Annotated in this window: 13 protein-coding genes; 2 read left to right on the top strand and 11 right to left on the bottom strand. The window is 39.1% G+C overall.

The annotated features are described in order from the left end of the window. Positions 1–335 precede the first annotated feature (335 nt). From A6J31_RS06010 to A6J31_RS06025, 4 genes are all read right to left on the bottom strand, one after another. Positions 336–1,349 (bottom strand): hypothetical protein, encoded by a 1,014-nt coding sequence (locus tag A6J31_RS06010; RefSeq protein WP_080610696.1) that lies wholly within the window; start codon positions 1,347–1,349, stop codon positions 336–338. Positions 1,350–1,690: 341 nt separating this feature from the next. Next, positions 1,691–4,117 carry a bifunctional lysylphosphatidylglycerol flippase/synthetase MprF gene (gene mprF, locus A6J31_RS06015; RefSeq protein WP_225791583.1) on the bottom strand — a complete coding sequence of 809 codons (2,427 nt, stop codon included), beginning with the start codon at positions 4,115–4,117 and terminating at the stop codon, positions 1,691–1,693. An 18-nt stretch (positions 4,118–4,135) separates the two neighbouring features. Further along, complete coding sequence (locus A6J31_RS06020; protein WP_080610697.1) at positions 4,136–5,083, bottom strand: AEC family transporter; 948 nt, start codon at positions 5,081–5,083, stop codon at positions 4,136–4,138. 83 nt (positions 5,084–5,166) lie between these two features. Continuing rightward, a complete protein-coding gene (locus A6J31_RS06025) occupies positions 5,167–6,792 on the bottom strand; it encodes a malolactic enzyme (RefSeq protein WP_080610698.1) in 1,626 nt (541 codons plus the stop codon). Positions 6,793–6,966: 174 nt separating this feature from the next. Here A6J31_RS06025 and A6J31_RS06030 point away from each other — a divergent pair, with 174 nt between their 5' ends. Both A6J31_RS06030 and A6J31_RS06035 read left to right on the top strand, forming a co-directional pair. Beyond that, positions 6,967–7,317, top strand: coding sequence for a helix-turn-helix domain-containing protein (locus tag A6J31_RS06030; RefSeq protein WP_073687984.1), 351 nt, complete (start codon positions 6,967–6,969; stop codon positions 7,315–7,317). A 140-nt stretch (positions 7,318–7,457) separates the two neighbouring features. Then, entirely contained in the window at positions 7,458–8,333 is an 876-nt protein-coding gene (locus A6J31_RS06035) for a LysR family transcriptional regulator (RefSeq protein WP_080610699.1), read from the top strand. Positions 8,334–8,416: 83 nt separating this feature from the next. Here A6J31_RS06035 and A6J31_RS06040 read toward each other — a convergent pair whose 3' ends face one another. The 7 genes from A6J31_RS06040 to A6J31_RS06070 all read right to left on the bottom strand — a co-directional run bounded on the left by A6J31_RS06040 (position 8,417) and on the right by A6J31_RS06070 (position 22,101). Beyond that, positions 8,417–9,175, bottom strand: coding sequence for a CPBP family intramembrane glutamic endopeptidase (locus A6J31_RS06040; protein WP_080610700.1), 759 nt, complete (start codon positions 9,173–9,175; stop codon positions 8,417–8,419). 166 nt (positions 9,176–9,341) lie between these two features. Beyond that, the gene (locus tag A6J31_RS06045; RefSeq protein WP_080610701.1) at positions 9,342–10,727 is read right to left on the bottom strand and encodes an MFS transporter; all 1,386 of its coding nucleotides are present in this window, start codon (positions 10,725–10,727) and stop codon (positions 9,342–9,344) included. 25 nt (positions 10,728–10,752) lie between these two features. Beyond that, positions 10,753–11,163, bottom strand: coding sequence for a MarR family winged helix-turn-helix transcriptional regulator (locus A6J31_RS06050; RefSeq protein ID WP_014634770.1), 411 nt, complete (start codon positions 11,161–11,163; stop codon positions 10,753–10,755). A gap of 129 nt (positions 11,164–11,292) precedes the next feature. Continuing rightward, positions 11,293–11,856, bottom strand: a complete 564-nt coding sequence (locus A6J31_RS06055; RefSeq protein WP_080610702.1) for a sugar O-acetyltransferase — start codon at positions 11,854–11,856, stop codon at positions 11,293–11,295. 104 nt (positions 11,857–11,960) lie between these two features. Next, entirely contained in the window at positions 11,961–12,710 is a 750-nt protein-coding gene (locus A6J31_RS06060; RefSeq protein ID WP_080610703.1) for an MBL fold metallo-hydrolase, read from the bottom strand. 272 nt (positions 12,711–12,982) lie between these two features. Then, complete coding sequence (locus A6J31_RS06065) at positions 12,983–16,966, bottom strand: mucin-binding protein (RefSeq protein WP_080610704.1); 3,984 nt, start codon at positions 16,964–16,966, stop codon at positions 12,983–12,985. Positions 16,967–17,745: 779 nt separating this feature from the next. Beyond that, complete coding sequence (locus tag A6J31_RS06070) at positions 17,746–22,101, bottom strand: glycoside hydrolase family 70 protein (protein WP_080610705.1); 4,356 nt, start codon at positions 22,099–22,101, stop codon at positions 17,746–17,748. Positions 22,102–22,718: the final 617 nt, after the last annotated feature.

Raw genomic sequence — 22,718 nt, forward strand, 5'->3', positions numbered from 1 at the left:
TATAATGTTTTTATGTTATTTACAGTAAATTAAAATATATCTAATTTATATAACTATTGATAAAAAAACATGTTGTTTCTTAATGATGTTTCATTTTTTATATGTCCACCTAACTATGAAAAGAATACTAAGAGTAGCCAAGATATTTCTCCTCACCAACCAAACACGTACAATCAATGGTATGACTTATCACTTTGATGAAAATGGACGTGCGAAGCAATTGTAAAATAAGTCCGAAAATTGACTAAAATTATTCTTACTAGTCATACAGATAAAAAAACAAACAAAAAGCCAAAATCAGCATGCTGATTTTGGCTTTTTGTTAGGTAAAGAATTTATTGGTCCTTTTTTAGTCTTTTTAGGTGTTTATAGAGACCGAAGGCACGATCCAGTTGCATGGATTCGATAGGACGTTTGCCCTTGATGTAGAGATTTCCATTGGTCGCATTCATCAACCCTGTTTTAGAAATGGCATAGCCGGTGATCATGCCACTATAAAGGAACTTTTTCAATTCCTTAACATCTAAAACTCTGCTTGAAGGTTCAAGAATACCAAATTCCGCTTCATAGATATCCACAAGTCTTTTAAACTTATAGGCCGTTTTTATGGGCATATCACCGATAGTTCCCTTGGCATAATAATGATAGAGATTCTGTGGGCTTAAGTTTGCAGAGGCTACCTCTTGACCGTTGGGCGAGTAAGGTTGTGATTTAATGAATGTATTGAGCTTGCCAATATCGATGTGGTAATCGCTAACATTTTCCTTAGGAACAGGGAAATCATCCCTATCAATAATCTCCCTTCGTTTGATGGTAGCCAACAATTCATAAGGCTCAACTCTAAGTCTTTTAGAAAATTTTTCCAAAGTATCAAGGGAAACTGTTCCGCTTTGATTGATCAGGTTATAGTTGGTTTGAGCCATACCAGATGAGACTACAAAGGCTGTCATGCGTTCTCTGACTTCCCCCTCATCCATATCTTCCGTAATTTCCAGCTTCTTGCGAATATTGTGCCACAAGTTTTGGGTGACCTGTTCAGGATCTCTTGGAAACTCAAAAACCTCATGCTGATTGTCTCGAGCTAAGAGCTTCCCAAGTGTAATGTTTTTTTCAGTCACCTTGGCCAGACCGTTAGTAATAGTTACAATCTTTGGAATATTTCCCTTAGGCTTGTTCATAAAGAGCATCCGAAGGCTTCCTGACGGAATCCCCGTGGCTTCTGAGAGCTCTCTGTAACTCTTTTTGTCTTTCCAAAATTCCCCCATTCGAGCTTTTTCTGCATTTTCCCAGAAAAGCTCCTTAAGGGGTTTGGGGGCATTCAGCTCATCCGAAAATAGTCGTTTTGACATCATTGTCTCCCTCTAAAATTGCTGTTTTAAAATTAGTCCAAATCTATTATCTCATATTTTTAATAAAAATCAAATCATTCCCTAATTAAATGTATTTATAACTTTCTATTTGTGCTGATTTTTTACAAGATAAAAAGGATTTAGCTCTGTTTTACACGGAACTAAATCCCTTACTTAGACAAACTATCGGAAGTCATAATAAATCTCGAAAATCATCATATACGGTTTAAAACTAAAAGTTATCATGATAATCTCTTTACTTTGCGATTATCAACTCTATAAATGGCTAACATATCTAGTATAAGCCATGTATCACGGGGATAAGCGACATATCGTGGTGATCAGATTGGATTAAACTTTTGTTTATATTGTCTAAGACCACTAAAAGAATAGAAGCGATTGGTAAAGGCATAGATTAGATAAGCCACTTTTTCCTGTAAGAAACTATGTTTCTCAGTTCCTACATTTGACAATGGCGCCATACCTAAGTCAAAGTAGGTAACTCCTTCTTCTTTAAAATGAAGTAATAATTTTACAAAAAGATAATCCATGATACCATTGGGGGCTGTCTTTAAGTCGTAGCGCATCAGGTCAATGCTTGCTTCGTTAGGTCCATTGCTAGCTAAAAAGGTAACGAAAGCCTGAATGTTATCTTCCTCATCACTTACAAGAGCTATTGGAGTTAATTGAATGTACTTTTCATCAAAATAGCCAAGTGAAAAACCTTTTTCTTGGCGACCATCTAGCCAACTATCAGATATTTCTTTTAGGGTATTAAGCATCTTTTTATCAAAAGGCGGTTGTAATACTTGAAATTGATATCCTTTATTTTCTAGCTTATTCACAACCGTTCTAAACTTCTTCCCGTGTTTTCCTTCAGTTGTAAATTCATCGAGTGATACCTGAGCAGTCTCACCAAACTTCATAAAGTCGTATCCATATTCATGAAGTAAAAGGGTTGTTTCTTGATTAACTTCATAGAAAATAACAGAGATATTTGCATTCTCCGCTTCTGCTAGAAACTGTGATAAGCCTTTTTCTAAGTAGCCTAAGTGTGCTAGTGGATCCGACATAACAACACACTTGTTATTTTCAATTGCGAATTGGAAAACAACTTTGTCTTGACCATCCTCCTGGTACCAATAAAGATATTTATCACCTAAAAAAGCTAAGGCAGCATCTAAATTTAAATTTGGGATTGTTGCGATAAAGTCTTGGTATCGTTGTTTATCGAAAACTTCTCCGAAGTTCTCTTTAATTTTATTACTTTCACGAAGAACCAAAACATACAAAATAACCAATATCAGAGATAAACCAAGAAAATGAATCCAGTGTGTAACCAGATGAGAGAGATGTTTTAACTTAAACACATGATGTGGATTCAAATGTCCTAACAAAACAAGCGTCAAGAAGAAACTACCACCAATATAGGATATATCTTTATAACAATCTTCCCAAGCATAAATATAATGTCTGCGAACAAATGTATCCTTATTCCACCATACGAGAAACAAGAGAACCACTAAGAAAAGACTACTTGGTAATGAAAAACTACCAATATTCAAATAAACAAGACTTACTAGCCCTAGGACAGTAGCCAGTGTTAACGTAAATTTTAAACGTCGTTTAACTAATCTTGCTAAAAGGAAGAACAGAACACCAAGAACAATACTAGGAAGTTGAAAAACAAACTGTCCAGTGCTAGGTGTAAGTTCTCTAAGCAAAGGAAGATGTCCTAATTCTTGAGGAACTATAGCTGAAACGATAAGAAAGAAACCAAAGAGTCGCAACCCCCAAACCAATACTATAGCGGATAAGGCTTCAATGACCTTTTGAGGAATTCCTAAATATTTCTCATTAAGTCGTCCACCCATATTCTTTAAGAATAAAACTACTCCTAAACAAAAAGGGAGAACATAATAGAATAACCGAAATACAAGTAACCAACTTAGTGCCTGAGCTTTATCAATCCCAAGACCAACTAAACCAGATACCATAATTAAATCGAAACTACCTAGACTACCTGGAATCATTGACATAATCCCAATTGTAATAGCAATCATAAAGAGGGGAATTACATCGTAACTTGGTAAATTATAGCCCAAAATATACCCAACCAAAAGGAAAAAGCTTAGTACACAAGCCCAATCAAGGGCAGAAGCTAATACTAAAGATAAAATTGTCTTTCCACCCAGCTGGCCAAAATAGGCCCAATTTTTTCTATTTGAAACAAATAAAACAATTGGGAGATAGAGACTAGCTCCTAAAAGGACTGGCCAATACTGCTTAATACCAATTGATAAAGGGAATAAGCCTGTCAAAACCAAGCTTATCAGGGCAAACAGTGAAAATCCACTCATGAAATAAGGAATGACACGAGAAATGCCCTGCATACTTTTTTCAGGTCGTTCTTCATCTCCATAGAAAGAATATCGTAAACCAACATCCACCAAACCGGCAAAGCCAATCATATTATTCAAGCTATTAATGGTCCAGCTAGTTTCTAGTAAGTAAGATAATTTTTGTTTCTGATGAAGTTCTTTATTTAAGATACCATCATAGAAGATCATTGGCGCAACAGCTATAAAACCAAACAATGCTAAACAGATGACATCTAGTGGAGACAGTTTCCCCAGTATTTCTACAATCTTATCAAACGAAATCGTCTTAAAAAGTCTAGTTATCTCTACAATAACTAGACTAGCAATAGATAGAAATAAAACGAGTTTGATAAGTGTTTTCCATTTTTTTAGCCAATTAAAAAACATTTACAAATTCTACTCCTTTTATCCTAATAATGTTTGTAAAATCGGAACCACAATCACAAATAAGACCGTGCTGAGAGTGACCACATTCGTTGAAAACTCAACATCGCCTTTACCTTGATTGGCAAGGATAGGAAGAACTGCCAAGGCTGGTGTTGCAGATTGAATCATAAAGGTTCTAAATTCTGGTGCTACCATATTTGGAGAGAAGAACTTCAGAACCAAGATCATAATGACCGGTGCAAGGATAAAACGACCAACCAGTGTGATGATGGTATCTTTATCAAAGCGAATAGTCTGAAGCCCTGCCTTAGCTAGGACGATACCGATATAGACAAGAGATAAGGGCGTTGTCAAACTACCAATATATGTCAAGGTACTTTCCGCAAAACTTGGGACAGGAATACGTAACACCAAAAATACGAGGGCTACGAGAAATCCTAATAAAGGAGCTGGGAAGAGCTTCTTCCAATTAAATTTTTGAGCCTGTTTTGAAGCCCCTTCTTTACTATCAGAAGTCATCAGATAGACACCTAATGTCCAAGTAGATACTGTATTTGTAATATAATACACTAAGAAGTAAGGAAGGGCTTGATCTCCAAACAAAGCGATATTTAAAGGCAAACCAATAAATATGGTATTGGCATTAACAAAGGTATTAATCATGGTTCCTCGACGACCTGGGCGCACTTTAAAAATTTTCACTGCGATAAAGGCCGCTAGGTAACCAAGAATGAAGGCGATAAAGGTATACAACAAACCGCCAGACAAGCTAATTAGCTTATCTAAAGTTAGATATTTAAGAACAGAGGTAAAAATTGCAACAGGCATGGCCACGTTCATAATCAGTTTAGATAAGTCATTTCCAAAACTCTCTTTAAACCACCCACGGACCTGTAAGAAATAACCAAGAATGATGATGACGATAATGGGCACAATACTCTGAATCGAAGTTAAAAATATTTCCATAATCTTCCTTTCTATATATTAGGATATACAGTAAAAGGCGTACGAGGCATCTAGTCGCACTCGTACACCTCCATTAAATTTACTTATTTATATTCTGGATACCATTTCAAATCACGGACTGCTTTAGCCATATCTGTTTCTTCAGCACGTGCAAGACCTTGTTCTTGCGCTTTTTTAGCGACTGCTTCTGCTACTTTGATAGAAACATCAGCTACATACTTGAATGGAGGTAAGACTGGTGCTCCTGGTTCGCCTGGATTGACAATACCACTCAATGAATGTGCGGCAGCTCCAATCATTTCATCTGTCAAAAGACTCGCTTCAGAAGCCAGCATACCAAGTCCAAGACCTGGGTAAATCAGGGCATTATTCGCTTGACCAATCACGTAGTCCACACCTTTATAGGAAACTGTACCAGCTGGAATTCCTGTCGCAACAAATGCTTTTCCGTCTGACCATTCGATCAAATCTTTGGCACTTGCCTCAGCTAGTTTGGTTGGGTTTGACAATGGGAAAATGATAGGACGTTCTGTGTTTTCACACATAGCTTCTACAATTTCTTTTGTGAAAGTATTTGGCTGAGTTGAAGTTCCCACAAGAATAGTTGGCTTAACCGTCTTCACTACTTCAAGAAGGTCCGTCAACTTATCTGCATTGGCAAAATCAGAACGTTTCTTAGCAAATGGTTTTTGTTGCGGAGTCAAGTCATCCATGTCGTCAAAGAGGAGACCTTGTTTATCGACCATAAAGAAGCGTTTATAGGCTTCTTCTTCAGAGAGGCCTTCACTGACCATTTCACGAAGAACACGAGAGGCAATCCCTGCACCAGCAGTCCCACCACCATAGCAGAGATAAACTTGATCCGTTAATTTTTCACCTGTAATATCCAATGCCCCAAAGATCCCACCAAGGGTTACAATACCAGTTCCTTGGATATCATCGTTAAAGGTTGGGATTTGTTTACGGTATTTTTCAAGGATGTTGGCAGCGTTTAAGCGACCGAAATCTTCCCAGTGAAGGTAGAGTTTAGGGAAAAGGCGTTCTGCTGTTTGAACAAATTGATCGATAAAATCATAATAACGCTCTCCGCGCACACGTTCGTGACGATTTCCCAAGTAATTAGGATTGTTACGAAGTTCTTCACGGTTGGTACCTGCATCAATGACCAAAGGAAGCACCGTTGAAGGATCGATTCCTGCAGCTCCAGTATAGACCATCAGTTTCCCAACAGAAATATCGACGCCATTTGTTCCCCAGTCTCCAATACCAAGAATACCTTCTGCATCTGTCACAACAATGAGACGAATTTCACGGTCCCCTGCTGCATTTTTCAAAGTTGCTTCGATATTTTCAGGATGATTAATATCAAGATATGCGGCATATTGTGGATCTACAAAGAGGTCGCTATAACCCTCAATGGTATCAGCGATTGTTGGGTCATAGACAATGGGATTAAATTCTTCCAAATGTTGAGCAAATAGGTAGTAAAAAAGAGTACGATTTGTATTAAAAATTTCCATTAGGAACAAACGTTTTTCCAAATCGTTAACCTTTGTTTGCATTTGCGCATAGGTTTGAGCTGCTTGTTCTTCAATGGTTTGAACGTAAGGTGGCAAGAGTCCAACCAAACCTAACTCCTGACGTTCTTCCAAAGTAAAGGCAGTTCCTTTGTTAAGGAAAGGGTTGTTTAAAATATCATGTGCAGTCATAATGCGACCTCCTTTTTCTATATTATACTACCATTTATGTACAATTAAAAGAACAGTGTATCATTTAATGTCCATTAATTTCTTTTATGCTATAATGGACAATAATATTCTTATATCGTACTTCGTATTGTTTAAAAAGTTATTTTTGTCATTTAAAACTTGTATTCTGTTTATATGACAACTAAAAATTATTTACAAAAATATATTTCACAAAAGGTGAAATATTTTCGCACACAAAATAAAATGAGCCAAGAGGAACTTTCGGAACAGGCAGGACTCGGACTCAAGTATATCAATCAACTAGAAAACCAAAATGTGAATCTGACCATTCACAGTCTAGAAAAAGTGATTGTTGCCTTAAACTTGACGCCAGAGGAATTTTTCAATTTTAACAGCCTCGAGGCTACCACTGACAAAACCGATAACCTCTCACTGAAAAGAGTTAACATGAAGCTCAAACAACTTCCTGCTACAAAGAGGGAGAAACTCTTAGCCATCTTTGAAGATATTTTAGATAGCCTGTAGTTGCCTCCTGACTCATCATCGTATTTTAACTCATTAAAAAACTTATAGTCAAACACGTTATCACGGATAAAATTTACTTATTACTCCAGCTAGCTTTGACTATATAAATCCTTTTTACATACTTTTGAAAGTGAGACTTTATGAATCTTAAAGACTTATACTACTTTTATGACCTAAGTAACTTACAATCTTTCACTGATGTAGCTCGAAAACATGAGGTGAGTCAACCCTCCATTTCTTATGCGATTAAACGTTTAGAAAAAGAGTTTCATTGTCAACTAATTATGCATGACCCTTCTCACAGAACCTTTAAATTAACACCACAAGGTGAGATTTTATTGAGACATGTAAAAAAAGTACTTCCAGAACTTCAAGGTGCCAAAAAGGAAATACTACGAAGCATTTCTTCCTATGATACAATCGGATTTCCACCTCTTATTATTGACTACATTGTTCGTTTAGAGCCTGCTTTTATTGAAAATGTATCAGCACTTCGAAATATTCACCCTATACAAGAGGGCTCTATTGAACTTCTAAATCTCTTATCTAGCGGAGAACTAGATGCCAGTTTTATTGGAAGCTTAGAACCTATTCTTGATAAACGATTTTCAGTTAGAAACCTTATGACAAGTGATCTTTATTACATTCTGCCATCAGGACACCCATTAGCAGATAAAGAAACTATCGCTTTCTCAGACGTTATAAATGAAGATTTTATTATTTTAGACGAACATTTTGTTCATCTAAAAGCATTTCAACATCTTAATGATCAGCATCATCATGCCGCAACACCATTTTTTCAAACTGATGATGTTAATTTGCTTAAACAACTCCTTCGTAAAAAAGTTGGTATCAGCCTTCTTTCTGAGATAGCTATAACAAAGGAAGACAAAGATTTAATTGCTATTCCAATGGTTAAGAATGAACGTTTGACCCTTTATGTTTCTCTTATCACCCTCAAGGAAAATAATCTTCATCCTAAAGTTCTCAACTTCTTAAAAGAACTATTTAGCTAAAAGAGATAGTATTATGTTAATTTAGATATTATCTAACCATAAAAAACAACTCCCTTCGTTTAAGTACGAGGGGAGTTGTTTGACTAATAATTCCAGTTTACCAAGAGATAAATTAAGCTTGAGCCAAACATATCTGCTAAGGCATGAACGAGGAAAAATGGAAGCAAATTTTTAACCTTGTATTTATAAAGGAAATAATAGAGGAGACCAAAGGCCACACCGATAACCAGAGCCCATAGCATGCCCTGATAGGTATGGAAGGACACACGGACAATGGTTGAGAAGAGCAAGACCAACCACTTATACTTGTCCTTAACCGAGGTCAAGAGTCCTAGGAAGAAAAATTCCTCGTAGAAACCGTTGAGCAAGCCATAAGCAATTGCCATAGGTGACAAAGCCATAAACTTATCAATCACAGCCATAGGGCTAATAAAGCCTAGAACTTGAGGACTAAAATAATTATATTGTCCTGACAAAGTACTTACCATATCAGCAAATAAGCCCATGATAGCGAAAATAAAGGGTACCCAAAAGAGAACAGACCACTTTAGACGGATTGGCAGTTGTTTAAAGTCAAAATGACGTATCCAGAGATAAATAATCGCTAAGGCTAGGAGGATAATCTGCAAGGTGAAATTGCTAGAGTAAGCTGCTCCTTCACTGGCTGTAATTGTTGATGTCTCACTGATTGCGGTAGAAAGGCTTGGAGACAAACTGGCCAAATACATTTGTGTCGAACGAACAATAAACTGACCAAACATAATCAGCGTAACAATACCGATATCAAACCATCTCAGTTCCTTGAGCGGCTGGTCAGGATGAATTTTCTTAAGTAAAGACATGGGCCTTCCCTTCCTTCTAGTATCTTCATCGAAGACTGGTTAATTCTTTAAGGTTATTATAAGTCATAAACCTTAAAGCAACACTAAAATTTGCAGTAAGATTAGTATTTCATTTAAGGAAAGAAAAAGCAAGGGAAAGCATGTTTCCTTTGCTTCAAACACCTTATTAATCGTTCTTTTTGACAACGCTAACTAAGACAAGGAGTTGGAAAATGGCTAGAGCAAATAAGACCATAAAGCCATTTCGACTACCTTGAGCCGTTGCTTGTGCAAAGTCAATCTTGTGATTAGCTTGACTCATAGCAACAATTAGAGAGGCTAACGTTGTTCCCACTGCTCCTGCAAATTGTTGGAGCGTGTTAAAGATGGCATTGGCATCAGCACGTTGATCTAGCGACAGTTGTTTCTGTCCATTGGTCATGACATTACCAAAGGAAACGCCAAGCCCCGTCATGAAAATCATGTAAAAGACGAGGATCAACGTATTGGAAAGAGAGAGACCAAATAAGCTAAATAACAACTGAGCGAGTACAATCAGGGTTGCTCCAATCAAAATCGGTTTACGTGCTCCCATCTTATCCAAAATGATACCTGAGAACGGGGCGAATCCTGCACCAATAATAGCACCTGGAAGCAACATTAAAGCTGCAGAAGTTGTATTCGAGTGGTTAACCAATTGCACATAGTTTGGCAAGAGAAAACTCATCGCAAGGGACCCCAATTGGAAAGAGAAGAAAGCGATGATATGACCTGTCAGTTTACGATTTTTCAAAATGGAGAGGTTGATAATAGGGTTGTCCAATGTTGTTGAACGCCAAATCAAAACGACAAGACCTAAGATACCAATCAAAAGCCAACCAAGAACTGAGAAACTAAAGAAAGCATGGTCAACAACCCCATGAAGGCCTAAAATCAAGCCCAAGAAAAGAAAGATAGTAGCCAGTAGACTGAGGATATCTAAAGATTCACGTTGCACCTCACTCTTTTGCTCAATTGAGCGAATCCCTGCTATCAGTGAAGCCAAGAGAATAGGAAACTGGACGAGGAAAATAGAACGCCAACCAAAGTGTGCTGTCAAGAGACCACCAACAGTCGGTCCAATGGCTGGAGCAACGGCTGTAATAAGTGTCCCAACTCCCATCATGAGACCAATCTTACGACTTGGCACCTGCTCCAAAATGATGTTAAACATGAGAGGTAGGGCAAAACCAACACCCATCCCTTGAACCAATCGTCCCAAAACAACAAAACCGAAACTAGGCGCTATAAAGTCGATGAGGACACCTAAAATAGACAAGAGATTTGCGACCAGAAAGATGGTTTTCATCCTAAACGAGCGCTTGAGATAGGCAGATAAGGGAACCACGCAAGCGACCACTAGGAGATAAATTGTTGTAACCCATTGTACGGTTGACGTATTGACTGAAAATGCCTTCATCAATACGGGAAAGGTGATGTTCATAGCTGTTTCACCAGCTACTCCACAAAATGAAAGGATTCCTGTCGCAAAGATGGCACACAGGACCTTGGTGGAGATTTTTTCGTCTGACATAAGTATTTGTTCCTCCTAGATAAACTTAAATATTACGGTAGTGTTGTAAGATTTTGAGAAAGACTTCCCTCTCTTTAGCTGAAAATTGCTGGGCAAACTCTTCTTCCTCTTTTCGAAGATAAGATTGACAGGCAGAAGCGATATTAAGGGCTTTATCCGTTAAAACGACCGCCTTTTGCCTAGCATCTTTTGAAGATGTGTGGCGTTCAATCAGGCCTTTCTTCTCCATTCGCTGTAAGAGCACTGTCGTTGTCGAACGCTGAATTTCAAATTCGTGCTCAATGTCACGTTGAAAGACTTCTTGATCCGCATGATTGGTTATAAAATCAATGACAGCCATCTGATTTCCAGTCAAATCATATTGCCTAGCAAACTGGTCAAAATGACGCATCATATTGTTATTGGCTTGTTTCAACAAGCGTCCAAAATGGTCCAAAAGAATGACTCCTTAACTATATTGTTAGCTAACTAGCGATTAACAGTATAGAAGAGTTATTAGCTCAAGTCAATAGATTCTTTCAAAAAATAGAAAACTCAAGGACCTAGAATCCTTGAGTTGCTATATTTAGTCTTTCTTTACAGGAATTTCCTTAATCACACGCGCCGGATTCCCACCTAGAACAACATTGTCACCGAAGGACTTAGTCACTACGGCTCCTGCTCCAGCAACTACATTATCCCCTAAGGTCACTCCTGGAAGGATGGTCACGCCTCCACCGGCCCAGAAATTATCACCGATCATAATTGGAGCACCATATTCAATGCCTGAATTACGCTCGGTTGGATCAAGCGGATGCAAGGGCGTCAAAAACTGACAATTAGGGCCAATCATGGCATTGTCACCAATCGTGATAGGACAGACATCCAGCATGGTCAAATTCCAGTTAGAGTAAAAATTTTCACCGATATGGATATTAACACCGTAATCCGTAACGAACTGAGGATTCATGGCAACATTTTCACCAGTCGAACCAAACCAAGATTTGACAATCTCTGCCCTCTTGAGACGGTCAGGCTCAGCATTGAAGGCCCATTGTTTTTCTCTTGAGCTGGCCGCTAGGGCACGTAACTCAGGATCGTTAGGTTTATAAAAGTCACCTGCTATCATCTTTTCATATTCAGTTGGCATGGCATACTCCTTTTTTGCTTCTTCTCCTATATTGTAATATAGAAGTGATGTTACCACAAGTGAGACTCCCATACAAAAGTATGTAAAGTCTTTATTCTACTTAATTATATATCGATGGTCTCACCAACAGCTAAAACCCTATAACCTGCTGATTCAACTTCTTTTTTAGTTGTCTTGTAATGACTATAATCATCAATATGAATGGGATAAATTCTTTTAGGTTGAAGGAGATCATTCATTCGGTTTAACATTTTTAAGTCCATGGTAAATGGGCCACCAAATGAACCTGATTTTACAGCACCTAAATTAGCAAAAATAGCATCTATATTTTTAGAGACATTTTGGGTTAAGTCTGGGTACAAAACAGTATCACCGGTAAAATAAATGACTTTAGTTTCTGACGAACTGGTGATTGTTAGTTGATAGCCATTTACCTTACCAACTATCTTTCGCATGATGTAATTACTGGCATGATAAGCCGGTAAGGCTTTTATGGTGATACAATAGTCAGCGACTGGAAATGCTTGTTCTTCTCCCCATCTTAAAACACTATTATTTAAACATGGCACCCCATCTAAAATTTTCCTATTAGGAGAAATGACCGTCTTCTCTTTCAGATAATCTTTCCATACATCATCCAAATGATCTTGATGCCCATGAGTAATTAACCATACATCAACTTTGCTAAGAAGAGATTCATCCTTATAAACATGAGTTTGTTTCTCGGAGATAAATCCTTTAAACTGAACTAAAGTTCCCTTAGGAGATAAGTCAGGATCAATTCCAATATGAAATTGATTATCAATGGAAATGACGCCACATGCAACGCCACAATAAGTAAACGAAATAGACATAGTACCTCTTTTTTAAAATAAGCGACAAGTTGAAAAACCAGTCATTAACAATAATGGAATGAGCATTTATGTGCATAGCTCTTGTAACTAGATTATAGTTTTTATCATCAATTTAATCAATGTCTGTTTATGTTTTGACGCCTTCTTTTACGTTTATAATACTTAGTTTCCACAGACCTCAGTTAGGTAATCCACAAAAAAATCCCAAGTGCACTAAGCAACTTGAGATTTTCTTTCTGTCTGGGCATGCCTGAGTCATTCAGGGCTTTATATTATTTGTCCTTTTGATCTTTGTGATCTTTTTTATTTTTCTTTTTACGTCCGTTGCGGCCAAGTCCTAGACCTGTTACCGATACGGTGAAGCCTGCGATATTGATGGTTTCTTCAATCTTACCTTTGCTTGCTTCTTCCTCATTTGAGAGATTAATTGGCATCTTGTGTTTAGAGCCTTTACCCTCAGCTTGACTTGAAACAGGTGCTTCAAAGTCATCGCCTGGTCCATAAGTAACTGGTCCATCATGAGCTTCGACTTGCTCTTCGACTTGGTCGAGAACTTCTAGGTCTTGGATTTCTTCAACAACGATATCGTCTGCCTTGTCTTCCTTAGGTTTACCATTAATATCGCCTGTTAATGGGATATAAACAACGGTTTCCTCAAGGTTACGTTGACCTACTGTCTTACCTTCAACCTTATCCTTATCAGCGCTATAGCCTTCTACTTCAGGAGTGATGACTGTTTCAAACTGACCTTTATTTGAAGTCCAGTAGCTTGAACCAAGCTCTTCACCTGTAACCTTGTCAATAGTCAAACTACGTGTCCATTGAGCAGTTTGGATGTTATTGGCAGGAAGTTCTGCTTGTCCATCGCTAGATGTGTAGAGAACTGTGAAGGTTACGTCTTTGATGTAGCTTTCGCGTTCTGGCCATTTGGCACCATCAGGATTTGCTGGGTTGATTGGTGTACCAGCTTCTTGGATGATATCTGGACCTACTTGAACGGTACCATGACGAAGGGTAACCATGAAGTTTTGGTCAACATGTGAATCGCCATCAAAGATTACACCGTTTGTGAAGCCATCAGCAAGGAGGGTATAACCACGGTCGCTATAGTACTTGATACGTTCGATTGTTGAGTATTCAATCACTTCGCCTGATTTACCAAGCAAGTCGACCACTTCAAGTTTCTTACGAGTTGTACCATCAACATAAGTAACTGTAGCTTTCTGAGCATCCTTGAGGTAAGTAACCACTTCCATGATTTCAGGAGTTTCCACAGAAACCTCTGTCATTTCAGCGACTTCCATACGGTCTGGTGTAAATCCGACAACCTCTGGTGAAGGAACCGCTGAGAAGCCAGCTTGAGTACTTGACCATGCTTCATAATTGATAGCGCCTGTCACAAGGTTAACATTAGCCAAACGTTTGAAATCAAGAACTTCAACGTAGTCATCGCTAGCCAAACCACCTTCTTCGAAGACATACTGGATGGTACGTGTCACATCGGCACGGTTTTCAAGCATCTCTACGCTATTTGGCCAAACTGGGCTATTCACATCATTTGGATCTACGACTTCACCTGCAACTGGTGCTGGCATATCTGGGTCGATAAGAACCAAACGTTCACGAAGAACCACTTCGAAGACTTGGTCAAAGTCAGAGTCACCATTGTAAGTGTGGTCAAAGGCTTCTGCATAACCATCGTTGACAAGTTCATAACCTTGTTTGAGCAAGTTTGCGATTTGTTCATCAGTAGAGTAGTCAATCTTCTCACCTGAGCTTCCAACGACAACATCACGAGTCAATTCTGACTTATCAAGCTCATTCATGTAAAGGATAATAGCTTTTTGCTCATCCTTAGCATAAACCACGTTGGTATCTTGACCTGGGTGTTCTGGAGTAATAAAGGCCTTTTCAGAAATGTAACCAAGAACATCTGGAACGACTGTTTCCATAGCCATGGTTGGATCTTCAGGATCGTTGTTGTAGCTTGGAGTAGGTGCATTTTCAATAGGTGTACCATACTCATCTACTGGAATAATCTTACCAAGTTCTGTGTAAGTTACTGTATCTTCCACTTCTGGAAGGTCTGGGCGAACTTCAAGTCCACCAGCTTGACGTTTATCTGCAAAGAAGCCATCTACAACTGGAACTTCTACAACATCGTAAGTGAAGCTGTCTTGATCCCAAGTGCTTGTTTGTTCCACTTGGTTAAATTTACCGTGGAAGCTGAAGCTATCTTGAATGTTGATAACTGGATCTTTGTAGCCTGCACCTTGGAAGGTAACCGTTTGTTTCGTATCTTGTGTGATATCATCCAAGATTGGTTCGTAAACCAAGGTTTGGTCCAGGCTGAGGTCAATTGGCAATACCAATTCACTTTCAGCTTGGTAGCCAGCAACTTGTGGTGCTGGTGTTTCAATAACTTGCGTAGCATCTTGAGGATCATTAGCATAATGAATTGGTTCTGCATCCGCGATTGGATTACCAAAGGTATCAACAGGGATAATCTTACCGAGTTCTTTATAGACAACACTGTCTGTGGCTTCTGGTTTATCAGGTGTAACAATCTGCATACCAGCCACTGCCTTGTCCGCATAGTAACCTTCGATAACTGGGACATTAACCTTAGCAAAGGTATGGCTGTCTTGATCCCAAGTGTAAGTGTCTTCTGCTTGATTGTACTTACCAGTGAAGGTGAAGTCAGACTGGATATTAACAGACGGTGTTGCTTCGCCAGCTCCTTTGAAGAAGACAGTTTGCAAGGTTGGTTGCGTTACATCTTCAAGGATTGGAGCGTACTCAACAAGAATATCGTCTGTCAAGCTCTCAGGCATGACACTTTGTTGCATTGGACGATAACCCGGAATGTGAGGAACAAGTGTCTCACTAACCTTAGTTGGGTTATTGGCATCGTTGTTGAAGGTTGGCGTTGGAACGTTTGGAATCAAGCGTCCATTCGCATCAATAGGAATAATCTTACCAAGTGGAACGTAGGTAATGGTTTCTTCGATGTTATCTTCAGTAACCTCTCTACCTTTAACTTCTACTCGATCCGCAAAATAGCCTAAAACAACTGGAGCATAGATGTCATAATACTTGGTCTTGTTTGGTGACCATTCTGTCTCGTCAACAAGCTCACCTGTGACCTTGTCAAAGGTAAGGGTACGGACCCAATAAGCCTTTTGCACATCGGCATCTGGCAAATCCGCATTGCCATCTGTACTCTTGTAAAAGACTGTGAAGCTTACTTCTTTCTCGTAAGCATACTTAGATGGCCACTTAGGTCCATCTGGATTATTAGGATTGATTGGAGTATCTGGGACTTGTTCATGATCAGGCCCTACCTTGGCAACATCGTGTTGCAAGAGGACAAACCACTCTTGATCATCAATATCCTTATCATCAAAAATGGCATCTTTAGGGAATTCGTCCTGAATCAAGTCATACCCCATGTCCTTGAAAGTCTTGATACGTGTTGCTGTTCCGTATTCAATCGCTTCACCCAATTCCCCGGTCAACTGGTCACTAACCAAGTAAGCACCAGTAGTTTCATCAATATAAGTGATGCTGGCTTTCTTGAAAATTTTACGATACACAACCGGAGTATCCCCTCCTGGTTTGTTCGGTACTACACTTTTAATATCTGTCATATAATCTTGAACAGCTGGTGTTGCTGTCTCACCCGCCTTTCGTGGATCTTTTTTGTTATTGTTATACTGCTTAGTCAAAGCACCTGGAATATATTCCCCATCTTCTGTCACAGGGATAATGCGTCCCAATTTCCTATAGGTCACATGTTCCGTTACCGTTGGCACATAGGGTGTGACAACGTTAAAACCCGCTTCTTTTTGGTCAGCGAAATAGCCCTGGACAACTGGTACCGATATCTTAGGATAGGTATAACTGTCCTTGTCCCATTCGATTAAGCCAGTCTTCCTATCTCTAGTCCCCGTAAAAACATGATTTTCCATGACTTCAGGGTCTGGAGTTTGCGAATCTGCTCCTTGAAAAATAATCTCTTGCTTAGATGGAATCCTCACGGTTTCCGATTGGGCATGATTATCAAAGAGGGCTTCGTCAGCTCTAGCAAAATCTAATGGAGAGGGGGCACTGTGGTCAGAGCGACTTTTTGGGTTAGTCAATAATTTAGAAAGATCTATAGTATCAACTAAATCAGAGTCCGCTGATTTATGTGCAATATGCTCTTCGGCAGTTCTTGCTGCTGCTTCAGTCGCATCTTCCCTATAGGCTCTCAAAAATACTCCCCCTTTCTTCTTTTTATGAGAAATAAAATCCTATACTTGCTAAGTTCTCATGGAAATCTTTTCTATTAAGATTTCATTTTCCCTCGGAGAAGCTAACAAGTTCTTATCAAAGATTAAAATTTTTGATATCTCTTATATATACTATAATACGAGAATCGAATTTTTACAAGTAAGGTGTAAGAACTTTAATCATTTTAACCCCTAAGTAAAAAAATAGCGCTTTAATGTGCAATATCTATCAAGTAGTTTATGAAAGTGACATCAAAATGAGATTACCCCGATAACTTAAATGATGACTCTTTAATGGAGTTTTCTCTCCCTAAAGACACTCTCATAAGAAATAGACTATAAACTATCACAACTACTTCTCATCTTTGAAAGGCTAGAACCTTACTGTATTTGTTAAAGAAATGGCCTATTAGGAATGACACAGGCCAAGCCTGAGACTAGTCCTCGACTAGGGATGCCAATAAATAACTGGTATTACTCCTAGTATAGATTGACTTTGACGCTTCGTCAATAGATTGGAACCATTTAATGAAAATCCCCAGTTTCTCAAGTTTCTCGTATTAAGTTATAAATAACTAATAGCTTTTTTAGCATGATTACTTTTTCATGGAACTACAGATGTAATGATTACTATCAGACTATCATGACTAACTCAAGATGGTTTTAAAATCACTTGTTCAGCCATCATTAAATCCTTAACGAAATCCGAACATGCCATAAAAACCGAGACTACTGTCTCGGTTCATACAGTTTGGAAACGATTAGATTTGACCTCGGCCTTGAGCGTCAAAGTAAACCCACCATCCTGGACTCACTTCAACCCAACGGTTAACAGCCATCTCACCTGAATTTGGATCATAGTAACGAACAACGCCGTTCACACGAACCAAATGACCTTTGATTTGCTTACCATTGTTATCAAAGAGGAGGTTTTGACCATTGATAGTAACCATGCCTTTGACAGCATTACCATTACCATCGAAGTAATACCAGCTACCATCGATTTCATGGAATTGATTACGGTAAAGCTCACCTGAGTTTACATCATAGTAACGAAGGTTGCCATCAACATTAGCCAAAGCACCTTTCACTTGACGACCATTTTGATCAAAGTAGAGGTTTTGACCATTGATATTTTGTGAACCTTTTACGGCTGCTCCATCATTATTGAAGTAAGCCCAAACACCTGGTTCAATTTCAGCAAAACGGTTGCGAGCCATTTCACCTGAATTTGCATCATAGTAACGGATTGTTCCATTCTCTTTAACAGTACGCCCTTTAACTTGGACACCATTGTTATCGAAGAAGAGCTCTTGACCATTAATGTTTTGGTGGCCTGTTACACGTCTACCATTACCATCATAGTAAGCCCAAACATTGTTACCAATTTGAACAAATTGATTGCGACCTGATGTATTGTTGTTATTGTTGTTATCTGGTTTTGGATCTTGTTTGCCGTTAGCATTCAAGACACCGTTTTCATCATAGTAGAATACTTGACCTCTGCGGTTTTGACGATAACCATCACGCAATTGCACCCCATTAGCGAGGAAGAAGTATTGTTTACCATCGATAGTCTTTTCACCGATTGCCATACGGCCTGTATTATCAAAGTAGTAGACATTTCCGTCATTATCTTTGATGAAGGCATTCTTAGCATATTGACCATTGTTATAACGGTATCTTACAGAGAAGAGACGTTTTTCAAACTTACCACTACCATCACCGTTTTGGTTGTCGTTGTTAGTAGATTGGTTGCTTCCGACAACTTTTGGAAGGCTAACCTTACCACCATTTGTACCGTAGTAACCGTTGAGACCATTCTTAAGCACGTACTCTGAACCACGGTCAAGAATGTTAGTACCATTCATGTACTTCGCAGACCACTTCGTAATCTTCTCGTCAGTAGTCATGCGTTTACCGTTAGAGATTTGAACACGGTCAAAGATTTGTGGGTAGAGACGTTTCAATTCATCAAGGAAGGCACCACCATATTTACCTTGGTAGTCATTACCAAAGGTACGTGTTTTAGCGGCATAGAGGCTGTGGTTGATGATTGCGCCATCTTTAGTTTCACCGTAGTTATTAACACGAGTTGCAGTAACTACTTCGTCACCTGGAAGGTTGTAGATTTGGTCTGGAACCCAGTCAGCAATCGCTGAAATTCCCACTGCATGGAGGGCTTTAAGAGCTGCCTTCAAGTCAGCCAATGAACCATACTTGTTGTCCTTACTCATGGCAATGTCATAACGGTCTGTAAAAGCATAACCATTTTGGATGACTGAGTCAAGGAAAGTACCATCATCACTTGAAACGTATTGTGGTGCAAGTTCGAATGATGTAATACCCCATGATTTGAAGAGACTAGCATTTTCAGCAATCTTCTTATTAGTGTATTGTGATGGATTTTGAACGAAGTCTTGGAAGTTAGAGAAACCTTCGTAGATAACTTGTGAATCAAGGGCAGCATTTGATTCGTAGACCAAACCACTGCTGTTTTTCTCTTTACTTGGTGCTACACGCACATCTTGAGTTTCAGAAGCTCCTACTGGCACCCAAACAGCAAGGTAACCATCAACTTGAGGGTTACGGATACCACGGATTTCGTTTGCATTAAATGTCAAATTACCATTACCATCAGTGTATTTGACAATGCCGTTAGCATCGCTATCATTCAAGTAAGTAGCAACACCATCGTTTGTTGTCAAAAGCAATGGACGATAAGCTTGGTTACGGTGAGCCGCACCCATGTTAATTGTCAAGTTGCTTGTCAAACGAAGGGCAGGTTGGTTTGAAACGATAACTGCCATACCTTGGTTACGTGTTTCTGCTGTACCAGTATCTGAAGCACTGTTAGCCCCTGTACCGTAACGTACAGAAGTCAAGACACCTGCAGCATCCCAACCATTAGTATTACCATAACCGATGTAGTTAACCTTCATATCTTGACCGCCAGCTGCATAGCGGATACGGCCTTTCAAGAGGGTTTCAATAGCATCATAATATGGTGATTTTTTAGCCATATATTGACCATCATCTGTGTACATGTCTCCATAGTAAACACGTGGCACAGTGTCCTTATGTGTAAGCATCAAGGCATATGCTGATGGGATGTTATATTGTGTGTATTGCTTGTTAGCACTACGCATGTCTCTGTTGTAGATTTCAAAGGCTTTCTTCATTTCATCAAGCGTGAAGGTATTCCCTGTTGATTGAGGGTTGATTTCATTTTTGATGATTTGACCAATGATTGATTGTACCTCTGAATCGTGGGCACGAACAAATGAGTAGTTAGCCATACGTTTAGAGTTTTTACCACTTTCAGAACGGTCATTTAAACTATTTGAAATGAGTGGTTCAACTCCTGAACGGTTACCAATTGGACGCAAGAGTGAATATACCAATGCCAAGTGCATAGGGTCATCCATTGGCAACTGAGCACCTTTGGTATCTTCATTGTAGTAGGCATCGTTGTGAGACCATGCTTCCAAGATAGACAAGTGCTTAATAGCTTGTTCTTGGCTTTGATCAGAACCATACTTAGCTTTGAAGTAATCTGAAGCAATTTGGAGAAGGTCAGCATTGACATTATCCACGGCATCGACACGAACACCATCGAAGTTTTCATCTTCAGAACCACCAGTAATAGTACCGATGTTCATGATGTAGTGGAGCCAGTTCAACTGCTCAGCTTGAACCGCTGGATTTGAGTTATCGATATCATTTGCCAACAAGAACTCGAAACCACCGTTACTTGTATCCTTAGTATACTTAGGATTGTGTTTACCTGTTTGGCTAGTTGGTGTGCGGTTCAAGAGACGATAATCAGAATTAGCATGACTTGTACGACTATCGTTGTTATAGAGAAGGGCACCACCTTGCAAGTGGTCACTATTATCAAGATTTTCAGAAGTTGAATTCCAACCTGGTTGGGTCTTCACGAAATTTTTGATAGTTGTACGCAACCAGTCAGTGTTACCTTCACGCGCAATACGTTCTTCAATACGCTTTTGAACTTCAAGCGCTGCTTGGTCCATCTGAGTTTGTGAGCTGAATGACGTATAGGTCTGATTGGTACCGAGACCTTGCTCCTTCATGTAGTTGAGGTAGCTCGCTTGGATAGCCTTGCTTGGCCACCAAACTGTAAGCAATGGACGTTTGTCATTTTCAGTTGAAGCAGTCCACTCTTTACCATCTTTCAAGATTTCTTTTGGACGGTACCATGTGTTGGCAGTGAAGTAACCATCAACAAGTTCGATATCTTTATCAGTTGTACCATAAAAGGCATTCTTGTCACCATTTACAGTAACGTTTGTGTTTGTGCTATCAGCTGATGAACCTGTTCCACCGTTCTTGTCGAAGCGGTATTCTTTTTGGTTAGACAATTCACCAGTTTCAGCGTTGAAGTATTGGCTACCGCCGTTACGTTCAAGGACATAGTTCTTACGAATAGTGCCGTCATCTTCAACGTAGTATTGTTTTCCATCAATTGTTTTGATGTGACTTGGACCATCAGTTACGACATTGTTAGTTGCTGGAAGGTCGTTGTTTACTACTGTGACAGTATTGTTGGTATTATTTGTATTGCCGTTAACTGGGGTAGCACGACGGCCTCCTGTAGGACCACGTCGAGCACCAGTCGCACGACGTTCACGTGTCGCTGCGCGATCAGTAACTGTTGTTGTGTCAGTTGTAGTGTTGTTATTTGTCGTATCAACAGCTGTATCATTGGTTGCTGTTGTATCTGTTGTAGTTGCCGCACGATCAGTACCGACTGTCGCTGCCGTATCAACAGCATTCGCTGCAACTGTATTTGTTGTATCAGTTGTCAAATCGAAAGTTGCTGTTGGAGCGGCTTGATCAGTTGCGACATCGTTTGTCGCTGCAACTGCTGTAGTTGGATCCTGAGCAGCCGTTGTATCGTTAGATACAGTACCCGTATCAACAGTAATATCGGGGATGGCTACAGTAGCATCCGTGTGTTCGTCGGCCTGAACGACACCGTCGTTAGTTCCTAAAGAAACCGCTGAGACTGCACCGAGCGACATCCCTGTAACTGCGATGGTTACCCATTGTTTCTTAACTTTGTGCATTTTATAATGTACTTTTTTGTCCATAATAAAAAGACTCCTTTTTCCCATTTATAGCTTCATTCTAAATCATTGAAAGCTTTTTTTCAATAAGATTCGATAAATTTTCATAATTTTTAGAAAAGTCCTTTTATTGCTTTAATAACATTAGTTTTAAATGAGTGTTTATAATTATAAACATGCTCATTTTAGTTCGTTGAGAAACAGATAACTGACACTCTATGGCTATTTAGAATGATTATTGATAAGACCTCCTTTTAATGGGATTACAAGGAAATCTAATGAAAATTCACAAAATCCTTAAGGCACTTCTCTCAAAGCGACAAAAAATACTATCCTTACCAAACCATTAGGTCTGTTAAAATAGGGTCTTTTTTAGACTATCTTCTCATACAAAATCTAAATTCTAACTATCTAAGCCATTCATTACTTACTGAGGTGTCAGAGGGGCAAGTTTGGTTACTCTAGTGCTAATTAAAAATACTCTTTTCCATCAAAAACGAAGGGAACAGAAACTAGATTGTAGAGCGACAAATCATCATAACAAATAGTTCAAATGCCTATCTACCCTGCTGAAAACAAGGAAAAAGGAGTATAATAAAGGTGAAAAGAGTTAAACTATTTAGAAACAAATAGAGGGGTAG

The sequence above is a fragment of the Streptococcus sp. FDAARGOS_192 genome (genome assembly GCF_002073815.2).
Taxonomy (GTDB): domain Bacteria; phylum Bacillota; class Bacilli; order Lactobacillales; family Streptococcaceae; genus Streptococcus; species Streptococcus salivarius_H.